The organism is Microbacterium suwonense (genome assembly GCF_030296555.1).
GTDB classification, from domain to species: domain Bacteria; phylum Actinomycetota; class Actinomycetes; order Actinomycetales; family Microbacteriaceae; genus Microbacterium; species Microbacterium suwonense.
Genome location: NZ_AP027728.1, coordinates 1,355,468 through 1,367,794 on the forward strand (window position 1 = coordinate 1,355,468; position 12,327 = coordinate 1,367,794).

Below are 12,327 nucleotides of genomic sequence, written 5' to 3' on the forward strand. Positions count from 1 at the left end.
GGCCTCGACGCTGGTGAGGGGTCTCGGCGGAAGGTGACTGGTTCTGCACAGGCGGGGGATCGTGAGGATTCATCCACAGATCTCCCAAACACGGCCCGCGGATGCCGGTGGACGCCCAGAATCGGGGTATGAGCCCACGACCGCCCGCCAGGATCACCCGACTCGACGCACGCTACCCGCTGCTGTGGCGGGACGAGCGCACCGTGCAGTTCGGCCTCGAGGGCATGGTCACCGTCGAGATCGACGAACCGTGGGTGGAGCCGCTTCTCGCGCGGCTGCGCACCGGCATCCGCCTGTCGGGCTTCGACGTCATCGCGCACGGCCTCGGTGCTCCCCGCGCAGCCGCACGCAAGCTGCTCGCACGGCTGCGCCCGGTGCTGGTGAGCGATCCGCCGCCTGCGCCCCCGGTGCGCGTCGAGGGGGTGAACATCGCCGACAGTCGCACCGAGGAGCGGATGCGGCGAGCGCTAGAAGAGGAAGGAATCTCCTCGCCGACCCCGATTCTGCCGGAGCCGTCACGGTCGTCGTGCTCGAGGGAGCCGCATCGGCACTGCAGCTCGCGGGCTACCTGCGCGAGGACCGTCCACACCTGCCGGTCGCGTTCGAGGACGAGGCCGCCACGATCGGACCGCTCGTGATCCCCGGTCGCACACCCTGCCTGTCGTGCCGGGATGAGCACGAGCGACGGCGCGACCCCGCCTGGCCGGCGCTGCACGCGCAGCTGGTGGGGCGTTCGGTGTCGATCAGCTCCGCCCGAATCGCACACGCCGCTACCCTGATCGCCAGGGTGCTGCGCACTCCGGTCGAACGCACCGGGGTGATGGTGCGGCTCAGCCCCGACGGGCGGCACGCCTGGAAGTCGGTGCGACCTCACGCAGACTGCCCGTGCCTCGGGATGTCGTCCCGATCTCTGCCAGAAAGCGCGACGGCGCCCGCTCCCCTCTCCCCGCACTCCGCGACCACGAGATCGCCAGCGTACGCGCGGCCCGCGTGATGCCGACGTAGGCCAGGCGCCGCTCCTCGTCGACGTGCTCGAACGAGGAGGCATAGGAGATCGGCAGAGCGCCCTCCGCCCATCCGGCCAGCAGCACGTGCGGCCATTCCAGGCCTTTCGCCGCATGCAGGGTGGACAGCGTCACGGTGCGCAGCGTCGGCTCGTGCTGATCCTTCGCACGCGCCATCAGGTCATCGGCGAACACCCGCAGCGTCGTCCCCGCCGGAGCGTCCTCGGCGAGGCGCAGGATCGCGCGGCGCGCCTCCCAGCCGTCGCGCTGAGCGCCGCCAGCCTCGGGCGGCTCATCAGTGAGCCCGAGCCCGCGCAGCACGTCGCGCACGGTGGGAAGGAACCCGGCATCCGTCGGGGCAACGGCGGCACCCCGCAGTGCGAGCACCGCCTGACGCACCTCGGGCATGCTGAAGAATCGCGTGCCGCCCAGCACGGTGGTGGCGATGCCGCGCGCGGCGATCGCCTGCTGCAGCACGGCCGACTGCGCATGCGCGCGGTACAGCACGGCGATGTCGGCCGGCGAGACCCCCGCGGCGATGTGCGCCGCGATCGCGTCGGCGATGCCCTCGGCCTCGTCACGCTCGCTGTCGTAGGCGGTGACCGTCGGCGCCTCGGCGAGAGCATCGTCCGCACCGCCCTTCGCAGGAACGAGATCGAGAGCACCGGGACGGCCCCGCATCAGCGCATTGGCCGCGGCGAGGATCGGCGCCCGTGAGCGGTAGTTGGTCTCCAGACGCACGACCGTGGCATCCGGATACCGCTTCTCGAACTCCAGCAGGTAGCGCTGCTGCGCCCCGCGAAGGAGTAGATGGTCTGGCTGGCATCGCCGACCACGCAGATGTCCCGCCGATCTCCGAGCCACAGTTCCAGCAGCCGGTTCTGCAGCGGTGAGACATCCTGGAACTCATCGACGGTGAAGTGCCGGTACTGCTCGTGCACGGCCGCAGCGACCCGGCGTTCGGTCTCGAGCATTCCCGCGCAGGCCAGCAGCACGTCCTCGAAGTCCAGCTGCCGGCGCTCGTCCTTCAGCGCCTCATAGGCGGCCTGCAGCTCGATCAGCTGCTCCGGACGGATGCCGCTGATCGGCCGCCCTTGCTGCGCGTACTGCTCGATCGACAGCATCGACACCTTCCGCCACTCGATCTCAGAGGCGATGTCGCGCAGCGTGGCGGTGCTGGGCCGCAGTCGCATCGCGTCGGCGGCCTGACCCAGCATCCGCACCTTGTTGTCGACGATGCCGGGGGCCGAGTCGCCGGTGAGCGTGGGCCAGAAGAAGTTCAGCTGCGCCAGCGCCGCACTGTGGAAGGTGCGTGCCGAGACGCCGCCGACACCCAGCGCGCGCAGGCGTCCACGCAATTCGCCGGCGGCCTTCGCGGTGAAGGTGACGGCCATGACACGCGAGGGCGAGTAGGCACCGGTGTCCACGCCGTGTGCGATGCGGTGGGTGATGACGCGGGTCTTGCCGGTTCCCGCACCCGCCAGCACCGCAACCGGGCCGCGCAGCACGGATGCCGCCTCGCGCTGCCGATCGTCGAGGGAATCGAGTGCACCCACTACGCGCGCTCCTCGTACCACTGCTCAATGAGTCTCCGCGCGATCGAGGCGGAACCCGGCAGACCCACCGGCCCCTCCCCGCGAGCGAACTGCCGATCTCGTCGCGGCTCAGCCAGCGCACTTCGAGGATCTCCTCGCCATCCGCCTGGACGTGCTCATCGACGGCCACGGCCCGGAAGCCAAGCATGATGGAGCGCGGATAGGGCCAGGCCTGAGAGGAGATGTAGCGCAGGTCGCGCACGCGCACCCCAGCCTCCTCGCCCAGCTCACGGTGCACGGTGTCCTCAAGCGATTCGCCCGCCTCGACGAATCCGGCGAAGCAGGAGTACATGCTTCCCCGCCAGTTCGCGTTGGCTCCCAGCAGCAGCCGCGCGCCATCCGGGCTCTCGACGGCGACGATGACTGCGGGATCGGTGCGCGGGAAGTGCTCGGCGCCGCAGCTCGGGCAGCTGCGCGCCCAGCCCGCCTGCACGATCTCCAGTGCGGCGCCGCAAGCCGTGCAATGACGTGCGTCCGAAAGCCAACCCGCCAGCGCGATGGCCGTGACGAGCAGATCGGATTCGTGCTCCCCCAGTCGCCCGCCGACGTCGCGAAGGCCCAGCCAGGTCTCCTCCGGTGCGCTGTCGATACTGTCGGTCTCAGTGGGAACGGATGCCAGCAGCAGAGCAGAGCCATCGCGATCCCGGCCGAGCAGCGCCCAATCGGCGGCGCCCACGCTGTCGACGTCCACGCGCACGACCTCGTCGCCGGCGATCCGCAGCCTCCCCGCACGCACGACTACGACCCGCGTCCCCGGGGTCTCCCGGAGCCGGGCGAGCACGTTCTCCTCGGTGCGCAGCTCGGCGGCCCGGTCGAGCATCTCGCGCTCCGCCGTCATACGCTCCTCCTGCTCTCGTGCCGCCCACTCGCCCGTCACGGACACCGGCGACGATCGTCGTAAACCGGAGCAAGGGCGTGGCGTGGGCGCACCGGCTGGGGTGCGCACCTACCCTGGAGGACATGGCACGCTCACCTTTCACTCTAGTGGCGGCGGTCACGGCCGCACTGCCCGGGGCGGAGGTCGTCGGCGCCCGAGCTCTGACCTCGGACGGGGACGGAAGATTCGACTCGGCCGTCGCTACCCTCTCCGACGGCAGGGAACTCGTCATCCGCGTGGCCGCCGACGATGCGGCTGCACGCGAGCTCGCCGAGGAGTCCCTGGCGCTGCGCGCGCTGACCGCCGGGGCCAGGGAGATGCTGCCGTTCCAGGTGCCCACGCACCTCGGCGAGACGCGAGTCGGCGAAGCTCGAGCTCAGGTGACCGATCTCATGCCCGGATTCCAGATCGACGCCGTGCATATCCCCGCAGGGCGCGGGGCCGCCGTGTCGATCGGTCAAGCCATCGCGGCCGTGCATGCGCTGCCCTCCTCTGTGGTGCGTGCGGCGGGCCTGACCGTGCGTGATGCCGGTGGTGTGCGCGCCGAGATCCAACAGCTCATCGACCGAGCAGCGGCCACCGGCCGCGTTCCGGTGCGGCTGACGAACCGGTGGCGAAGCGCCACCGATGACGACGACTTCTGGCGCTTCGAGTCCACCGTCACCCTGGCGGGTCTTCAGGCGCAGTCGTTCCTTTTCGAGGACGACCCCGACGACGGTCCGCAGGTGACCGGCGTGATCGGATGGAGCGGCCTGACCGTCGGCGACCCCGCCGAGGACCTCGGCTGGCTCTCCGGTGCGCCGGATGCCGCCGACGACGTGCACGCCGCCTACGTCGCGTCGTCCACCCGCGCGGTGGACAGCGCACTGCGCGTGCGCGCGCGACTGCACGCCGAGCTGGAGTTCGCGCGCTGGCTGGTGCACGGCGACGAGACCCGGCAGTCGGACATCGTCGACGATGCGGCCGAGCTGCTGGAGTCTCTCGCAGAGGGTCTGCGCAGCGACGATCTGCGTGTGGTCGCCGCGTACACCGGCGGAGTCGACTCGGCTCTGGACGTGCTCGACCAGACCCCCGACACAGCGGCGCCTGCCGTGGACACGTCGATGCAGACCGACGCCTACCGTGCGGAGGATCTGTGGCCGGACGATGGCGATGGCGATACCGACTCGAGCGACGAGGCCGACGACTCCACGGATGCCGGCGACTCGACGGATGCCGACAGCTCGACGGATGCCGACAGCTCGACGGATGCCGATGAGGACGATCGATCCGCCGATGACAGCGGAACCGCGTCGTGGGAGGAGCCCACACAGGATCTGACCGAGGTCAGCACGATCCGCGGATCGCTGCGCGCGACGGAGGACCAGTCGAAAGGCTCGTCGGTCGCGACGGCCGGTGACGATGGCGCCGAGCAGCAGCCCAGCGACATCGATTCCGCCGATGAGGCTCAACGCGCGGCGCGTGCCGCGCTCCAGCGCTGGACCAATTCCGCTTCGGAGTAGACCCGGTCGTCGCGGATGACCAGGTCGTCCGCCACGTAGAACAGCGCCACATCGATCTGCTCCAGCGGCACTCCGAACCGGCGGTGATACGCCAGCCGGTAGAGGGCGAGCTGCAGCATCCGCTCTTCGCGTTCCCGGGCCGTGCGCGGCGCGCGCCCGGTCTTCCAGTCGACGATCTCGATGCGTCCGCCGCGGTCCTCACGCCGATACACCGCGTCGAGCTTGCAGATCACGATGTGCCCCTCGGCGAAGGAGAAGTCGATCTCGATCTCGACTGCGATCGGCTGCAGCTGAGCCCACTCGCTGCGCTCGAAGATCTCGCGCAGCGATGCCAGCGCCACCTCGTCACCGGCGTTCGCGCCGCCCATCGGCACGGTCTCGGCTCCAGCATCCGCATCTTCGTCGATCTCCCACAGCGCGCTCTCCGCCGCCGATCCTGCCCCGACCAGCCCGGAGCGGTGCTCGACCCAGGCGTGGAAGAGGGTGCCGATACGGGTCTGCGTGTACGGGCGCTCCGGCATCGGCCGGCCCAGATCGCGCAGGGTGCCGCGGTAGTCGGTGACCCAGTCCTTGAACCTCGATGCGGGCACCCGGGTGGGAGCCTCCGCCCCAGCCCCGCGCAGACGCTCGGCTCGCTCGATGAGCAGTCGCTCCAGCTGCGGACTCGGCACCGGTGGCCCGGCCGCCGCCATCGCAGCCCGCACCGCGTCAGCGGCCGCCATGACCCGACGGCGCCTGCCGCCCAGCGGATCCAGTGGCCAGGATGCGGTCAGGCCCGGCCCGTCGTAGGGGTTCTCGTCCGGATCCACCGAACCGATCTCGTCGAGCCCGAGCACCTCGATCGCATCCTGCAGGTACGGGCTCGCCTTGCGCGGCTTGACCTGCCCCGCCCAGTGCGCGCCCGACAGCAGCAGATCGCGGCGAGCACGGGTCACGGCGACGTAGGCAAGCCGACGCTCCTCCTGCTTCTGATAATCGCGGTACTCATCCCTGAAGCGCCGCAGCGCACCGCCGTGCGGGAACGCCTTGGTCACCCCCGCAGCGAGCGCGCTCAGCGCCGCCTTGTGCCGCGCGGCGGGGTCGCCTCCTGCGGCATCCATCTCGGCCTGCGGATCCCACCGGAACTCCGGCAGCGCATCCCGGTCGCCGCGCAGCGCGAAAGGGACGACGCCGAAGCCGAACCAGCCGGAGGTGTCGCTGATCCGACCGGGGAGTTCGTCCTCCACTAACCGGACGACTGATACCGCATCCCACTCCAAGCCCTTCGAGCCGTGGATGGTGAGCAGCTGCACCACGCCCGGCTCCGGCGGCTCCGGACGGGGCATGAGTTCGTCGGTGCTCTCGGCCTTGTCGAGCCAGGCCAGCAGGCTGGCGATCGTGCCGCGATCGTCGGCGCTGAGAAAGGCGCGCACCTCGTCGGTGAACGCACGCAGCTGCGTGGCCGCCACGCGCGCGGGCCCGCGCGACTCGTTGGCGGCAAGCTCGATGTCCAGCCGCAGCTCGAGCTCGATCATCCGGATGAGCTCGGGGATCGGCAGGCCCGCGGAGCGTCGCAGCCGCTCCAGGATCTCACCCGCGGCGCGCAGACGGGCCCGGCCCTGGGCGGTGATGCCGGAGACGAGCCGATAGTCGTCGGGCGCGGTCCGCAGGAAGTCGACGGCGTCGATGATCGACACGGCCTCGTCCGCTCCCCGTGATGAGCGCAGACGCTGGCGCACCTCGTCCGAGAGCGGGCTGAGGTCGGCGTCACGCGACGCGAGCGCCGTGGCCAGGTCGTGCAGTGCGGCCATATCGGCGAGGCCGACCGCGAAGCGGGGGCCGACGAGCAGCCGGATCAGGGCGGAGCCCGCCGTGGGGTCATGGATCACTCGCAGCATCGACACCACGTCGACGACCTCGGGGGTAGACAGCAGCCCTCCCAGACCCAGGATGCGATGCGGGATGTCACGGCGGGCGAGCGCCGACGCGAAGGTGTGCATGTGCCGCTTGGAGCGGAACAGGATGGCACCGGTGTGCGCCCGCGGTGCGCCGGACGCGGCATGCTCGGCCCGGCGCCGCGCGAACCACTCGGCGACGTGCTCTGCCTCATCGTCGACCGTATGCGGGAAGGCCACCTCGACCCGGCCGGTGCCGGCTCCGGGGCGCGACCGCAGTGCGGGGACGTCGAGGCCGGGTCGCGAGAGCGGCTCGAGGATGCGGTTGGCGACGTCGAGGATGCGTTCGTCGTTGCGCCAGCTGGTCATCAGGCTGTACGTCGTGGCCGACCCGGTCTTCGTGAACGCCCGGCCGAAGGCGTAGAGGTTGTCGGCGCTCGCCCCCGCCAGCCATAGATCGACTGGTGGGGGTCGCCGACCGCCATCACGGCGCTGTCGCGGAACAGCGCCGCGAGGAACCGTGTCTGGATCACCGAGGTGTCCTGATATTCGTCCAGCAGCACCACCCGATGCTGTTCCCGCAGCTCTGCGCGCACATCAGGGGCCGACTCGACGATGTCGAAGGCGCCGCCGACCTGATCGGCGAAGTCGAGCACGCCACGGCGCTCCTTCTCGGCGATGTAGTCGCGCACGAGCGCGACCAGCACCGGCATGCTCAGCAGGTTGAGTGCGGCGGCATCGACGGCGCCGTTGCTGCGATACGGCTCGAATGCGGCGGCCTGCTGCACGGCGATGCGCTCGACGGCATCGAGGTCGGCCCTGTGGTCGAGCACCTCTGCGGCGAGCCTCTGCACGGCGTCGATGACGGTGCCGAGCGCCCGGTCGATGTCTTCCAGCCCCGGCAGTTCGGCGCGCAGCACCACCGCACGGGCGATCAGCCATGACGCGGACTGGCTGAGCATCGCCGCTTCGGGGTCTCGGCCGATGCGTGCGGCATGCTCGCGGACGATGCCGTCGGCGAAGGCGTTGTAGGTCGACACCCGCGGCCGGATCAGCAGGTCCTCCGCGGAGCGCGGCGTGCGCGGGTCCCAGCCGGTGCCGATTCGCTCGGCGAGGGCGTCAAGCACCTGCGTGCGCACGGTGTCGCGCTGAGCCCCCGGGGCGGCGTCGTGCACGCGGCGCAGCGCATCCGACGCCACGAGCTCGGGCAGGTGCGGGAGCAGTCCGCGCCGCCCGAAGTGTCCGATGGTCTCCAACCGGGTGCCGATCCGCTCGCCGAGCTCACCCGCCGCCTTGCGTGTGAAGGTGAGACCGAGCACCTCGTCAGCGCGCACGTGCCCGTTGGCGACCAGCCAGACGACACGGCCGGACATGGTCTCGGTCTTACCGCTGCCGGCACCGGCGACCACCAGCGCGGGCTCGGGCGGCGCCTGGATGACTCGCTGCTGCTCCTCTGTGGGCACGGGCAGTCCGAGAGCGAGCGCGATGACCTCGGCGGAGATCAGCGATGGTGTCGGCCACGTGGAGCCAGCCGCTGTCTCCGGCGGGGCGGCGTTCGAAACGTCCGTGGTGTTCACGCGCTCACCGCCGGGACGGTGTGGATATGGCATGGCGTCACCCGCACCAACGTGTCGGCGCAGTGCGCCTCGACCTGTGCGGTGAAGCTGCTCGCAGCCATGCCACGACCCGCTTCGGCGACACGGTGCAGGAACGCCGCCCTGCCGTCGGCGTCGAGCGTGTGCTGATGCGCGACCCGGTACTCGGCCTTGCCGACGGTCTTGGAGACGATCACCAGGCGCGCACCGGTCAGCGCCGCGGCCGGTGCACCCTCGATGAGCCCCTGCTGCACAGCGACCTGGTAGGCGGCGAGCTGGGCATGCTCACGGACGTTGGCCTCGGTGTCCGGCTCGTACTTGCCGGTCTTCAGATCCACCACGACCACACGCTCGCCGCCGTCACCGTCGCCCATCCGGTCCCACTTCTGCCCGCGAGCCGCATCGTGCTCCCCGGCGCCGGCCGGATAGGCCTCCACGCGGTCGATGATCCCGCTGACCACCGCATGCGCCCTCACCTCGGCATGCGGTGCCCCCGCGTCCCGGGCATCCGAGAGCTCATTCACCACCTCCTCGGTCTGCAGGTCCACGGCGAAACGGAACTCCGCCTCGGCTGCCAGCATGCGACCGCCATCGCGTGCAGCCTCGCCGAGATAGGCATGCAGCCGCTGCACATACAGGTCGGCCCGCCGGCGCTCCTTCCGGCCGATCCAGGCCGTCTCGAAGTCGAGCTCCGGCCAGTGCTCGTCGACGATGGCGGACATCGCCTCGAGGTCGCCGTCGGGAACCCGCTCCATCGCCTCGTGCACGATGGTGCCGATGCCTGCAGAAGGCGGAGCGACTGCATCGCCGCCGAGGGCAGCGACCACCCAGTTCAGTCCGCACTCCTCGAAGGCCTCCATCCGCGAGGGCGACACCCTCACCGGGGCGGTGCTGAGATCGCGGAGCGGCGCCGTGCTCGACGGCGGCGCCACGCCGTACCAGTCGGCGGGCGCGGCCCCCGCCACCCCTGCTTCGGCGAGCAGCCGCAGCTGTCCGGCGGCGTGGTCCCGCTCGGCATCGTCGGAGGACAGGTTCAGCGTGCGACGATGCCTGGCGACCAGTCCGCGCAGGGTGAGTGGGTGCGCGAAGCGCTGCTCATCGTGCTCGACCGGCGGGGGCGCAGGCAGGAACGAGAAGAACGGGCTCGGCGACATGTCGTCGTCATCGACTGCCGAGACCACCAGTCGGGTCCGCGCACGGGAGATGGCACGCACGAACAGCCGCAGCTCGTCGTGCAGCGCCGCCCGGCGACGGTCGAGCACACCGGGGACCGCCTCCGGTGATCCGGTGCGTGAGGCAGCGAGCCATTCGGCCAAGCGCCAGGTCTCCAGCATCCCTCCGCGCAGCCGCACATTCGGCCACACTCCGTCCTGCACGCCGGCGACGACCACGGCCTCGAACTCCGCACCCAGCGCGCTCGCCGGCGTCATCAGCGTGACCAGCCCCGGGCGGTCGGGTGCGGAGAGCGTGTCCTCGGGCACCTCGCTGTCGAGTATGTCGCGGATGAACAGCGCCGGCTTCTCCTGCGGCGAGCGCTCCACGAATCGCTTGGCCGCGTCGAACAATGCGACCAGGCTGTCCAGGGATCGGGCGATCTCTGCACCTCCGGGCTGGTCGGCCGCTGCGCGCCACGCGGAGTGCAACGGCGTGCCGTCGAAGGCGCGAGCCCGATCCCATACCCGCCACAGCAGCTCATGGATGGTGTCCCCTGCGGACGCCGCATCGTGCAGCTGGGCGAGCGTCTCGGCGAACCGCTTGGCGGTGCGTGCCTCCGGAGCATCCACCCGGTCGAGCAGATGCGGGAACTGCATCCCCTCGCGCAGCAGTTCGCGCGCCGGCGTCGACCCGCCGTCGGAGAGCTCGACGTGCCGCAGCCTGGCTCTCAGGCGACGCAGCCCCACGGCATCCAGTCCGCCGAACGGCGAGACGAGCGCCTCGGCGAGCAGCCCGGTCTCCCGCTCTGCGGCGGGCGTGAGGCCCAGCCGAACGATCTCGACGATCGCGCGCACCGTTTCATCGCTGCCCAGTGGGCGCGGCACCCCGGCCGCACGGGTGGGCACCTCGCGGGCGGCCAGTTCGGCTTCGAGCGTGACGATCTGCCGGGTGTCGTGGGCGATGACCGCCATGTCGCTCCAGGCGATCCCGTCGGTGAGATGCCAATCGCGCAGAGTCGCGGCGATGCGGTCGATCTCCTCGTGCGGCGATGGCGCGACCAGGGTGCGTACGCCGTCGTCGGTCGTCTCTTTGGGGGGACGACGATGATCCACTCGCCCCGCCACGCCGATCGCCTGGGTGACGGTGCGCGTGAGGGCGGTGAGCGCCTCGCTCTGCCGGTGCGGGGCATCGAGCACGAGCACGTCGCCGAGCACCTGGGCGAGCTCGGCGAAGAGCTGCGGACTGGCACCGCGGAACACTCCGGACGAGATGTCGGGGTCGCCGAACGCGAGCACGGCGATTCCGCGTTCCCGCAGCGCGCGCACCAGGCGGATACCACCCCGGGTGAGCTCCTGCGCATCGTCGATCAGCACCGTTCGCAGGGCCGCGAGCGGACCCAGATCCGCGGCATCCGCTGTGCGCAGAATGGCAGTCGCCTCCGACAGCAGCTCGGGGATGTCGCGATGCGCCACCCGCATCCCCGCCATCACGTCACGGTACTCGTCGAGGAAGTCGGCGGCTGCTCGCCAGACCTCCCGCCCGGACTCCTCCAGCTCGCCCGGCCGCACGCCCAGCTCTGTGCATTCGGCGAGGAATGCGCGCAGCTCGGAGCGGAACCCCTTCGATGCGCGCACCACGGGGCTCAGCCCCTCCGGCCAACGACGGGTGCCGTCCTCGGCATCGCCGGCAAGCAGATCGGCGATGATGCGATCCTGGTCGGCGCCGGTCAGCAGCGCCGGCGGCTCCATCCCGTGCCGTACCGTCAGGCCGCGCACCAGCTGGAAGGCGAAGGACGCCAGTGAGCGCACCAGCGGCCCGGGTGTGGCCTGCATCACACGCACACCCACCCGGTCGCGCAGTGCCGTCGCCGCCTGCCGGCTCGGGGTGAGCACGAGCAGCTCCTCCGGACGCATCCCTGCTGTCAGCAGGTGCACGACACGGTCGACGAGCGCCGTCGTCTTGCCCGTTCCCGGTGCGCCGATGACCACTCCGGATGCCATCGCAGGAACGTGCACGACGGCGTGCTGGGCGGCATCCTCGATCATGACCTCAAGGCTAGCGACGCGCACCGACATCGCCGTCGCAGACGCCGCAGCACCAACCGCATCCTGTTGTGCGCCCAGGGCGAAATCACGTCCGAGGCCCGGCTTCACGCCGGTGCCAGCAGGTAGAGTTGCCGGTGTTCGCAGACACCTGAGGAGTACGAGTGGAAATCCGCATCGGCATCGTCAACACCGGTCGTGAGCTGAGCTTCGACACCGCCACCAGCGCCGACGAGGTGCGCGAGCAGGTCACCTCCGCTCTCGAGCAGAACGCCAGCCACCTGAGCTTCACCGACGCGAAGGGCAGCTCGTACATCGTCCCCACCGCGAACCTGGCCTACGTCGAACTCGGCTCGGAGGAGCTGCGCCGCGTCGGCTTCGTCGCCTGACATGTACATCCTGCTCGCACTGATCGCCGCCTGCTCACTCGGCATCGGGCTGCACTATCTGCTGCCCGCGCGCAGCCTGCGCGGAGTCGCGGTCACGCCGGCGATCGCCACGGCGGCAGCGGCGGCGATCTACACGATCCTGCAGTGGACGGGGGTGACCGAGAGCAGCGTCTGGCTGTGGGTCGCCAGTCTCGGCGGCGGGCTCCTGCTCGCCGCGCTCGCGACGATCGCGATCAGCGTGCTGCGCACCCGTCACGACGCCGCGGCCAGGCAGGCGCTCGGCATCTGACGCAG

At 70.8% G+C, this 12,327-nt stretch carries 7 protein-coding genes and 2 pseudogenes; 4 read left to right on the forward strand and 5 right to left on the reverse strand.

Annotated elements, in window-relative coordinates:
• Positions 1-128: 128 nt before the first annotated feature.
• Positions 129-638, forward strand: coding sequence for a hypothetical protein (locus QUE33_RS06865; RefSeq protein WP_286302713.1), 510 nt, complete (start codon positions 129-131; stop codon positions 636-638).
• Between the two features lie 192 nt (positions 639-830).
• On the opposite strand, the pseudogene QUE33_RS06870 reads toward QUE33_RS06865, so the two are convergent.
• A pseudogene (locus QUE33_RS06870) lies at positions 831-2,560 on the reverse strand (ATP-dependent helicase).
• 154 nt (positions 2,561-2,714) lie between these two features.
• A pseudogene (gene nudC / locus QUE33_RS06875) lies at positions 2,715-3,437 on the reverse strand (NAD(+) diphosphatase); the annotation flags it as partial.
• A gap of 122 nt (positions 3,438-3,559) precedes the next feature.
• Between nudC and QUE33_RS06880 the strand changes: the two are divergent.
• Positions 3,560-4,978 (forward strand): phosphotransferase, encoded by a 1,419-nt coding sequence (locus QUE33_RS06880; protein WP_286302714.1) that lies wholly within the window; start codon positions 3,560-3,562, stop codon positions 4,976-4,978.
• On the opposite strand, the gene QUE33_RS06885 is transcribed toward QUE33_RS06880, so the two are convergent.
• The 3 genes from QUE33_RS06885 to QUE33_RS06890 are packed head-to-tail and all read right to left on the reverse strand — an operon-like array spanning position 4,924 to position 11,647.
• Entirely contained in the window at positions 4,924-7,221 is a 2,298-nt protein-coding gene (locus tag QUE33_RS06885; RefSeq protein ID WP_350226533.1) for an ATP-dependent DNA helicase, read from the reverse strand. The genes QUE33_RS06880 and QUE33_RS06885 overlap by 55 nt on opposite strands.
• Positions 7,221-8,462, reverse strand: coding sequence for a UvrD-helicase domain-containing protein (locus tag QUE33_RS16115; protein WP_434019618.1), 1,242 nt, complete (start codon positions 8,460-8,462; stop codon positions 7,221-7,223). The genes QUE33_RS06885 and QUE33_RS16115 overlap by 1 nt, the downstream gene beginning before the upstream one ends.
• Positions 8,426-11,647 (reverse strand): ATP-dependent helicase, encoded by a 3,222-nt coding sequence (locus QUE33_RS06890; protein ID WP_286302715.1) that lies wholly within the window; start codon positions 11,645-11,647, stop codon positions 8,426-8,428. Before QUE33_RS06890 ends, QUE33_RS16115 begins: the two co-directional genes overlap by 37 nt.
• A 161-nt stretch (positions 11,648-11,808) precedes the next feature.
• On the opposite strand from QUE33_RS06890, the gene QUE33_RS06895 reads away from it, so the two are divergent.
• On the forward strand, positions 11,809-12,033 hold the full coding sequence (locus QUE33_RS06895; RefSeq protein ID WP_286302716.1) for a DUF3107 domain-containing protein: 225 nt from the start codon (positions 11,809-11,811) through the stop codon (positions 12,031-12,033).
• 1 nt (position 12,034) lies between these two features.
• Positions 12,035-12,322 (forward strand): hypothetical protein, encoded by a 288-nt coding sequence (locus QUE33_RS06900; protein WP_286302717.1) that lies wholly within the window; start codon positions 12,035-12,037, stop codon positions 12,320-12,322.
• Positions 12,323-12,327 lie beyond the last annotated feature (5 nt).

What these genes read in the sequence shown, in the direction of transcription:
- QUE33_RS06900 (WP_286302717.1), top strand. Translation starts at nt 12,035, where the DNA reads ATGTACATCCTGCTCGCACTGATCGCCGCCTGCTCACTCGGCATCGGG.
- QUE33_RS06865 (WP_286302713.1), top strand. Translation starts at nt 129, where the DNA reads ATGAGCCCACGACCGCCCGCCAGGATCACCCGACTCGACGCACGCTAC.
- QUE33_RS06885 (WP_350226533.1), bottom strand. Translation starts at nt 7,221, where the DNA reads ATGACCAGCTGGCGCAACGACGAACGCATCCTCGACGTCGCCAACCGC.
- QUE33_RS06880 (WP_286302714.1), top strand. Translation starts at nt 3,560, where the DNA reads ATGGCACGCTCACCTTTCACTCTAGTGGCGGCGGTCACGGCCGCACTG.
- QUE33_RS06890 (WP_286302715.1), bottom strand. Translation starts at nt 11,647, where the DNA reads ATGATCGAGGATGCCGCCCAGCACGCCGTCGTGCACGTTCCTGCGATG.
- QUE33_RS16115 (WP_434019618.1), bottom strand. Translation starts at nt 8,462, where the DNA reads ATGCCATATCCACACCGTCCCGGCGGTGAGCGCGTGAACACCACGGAC.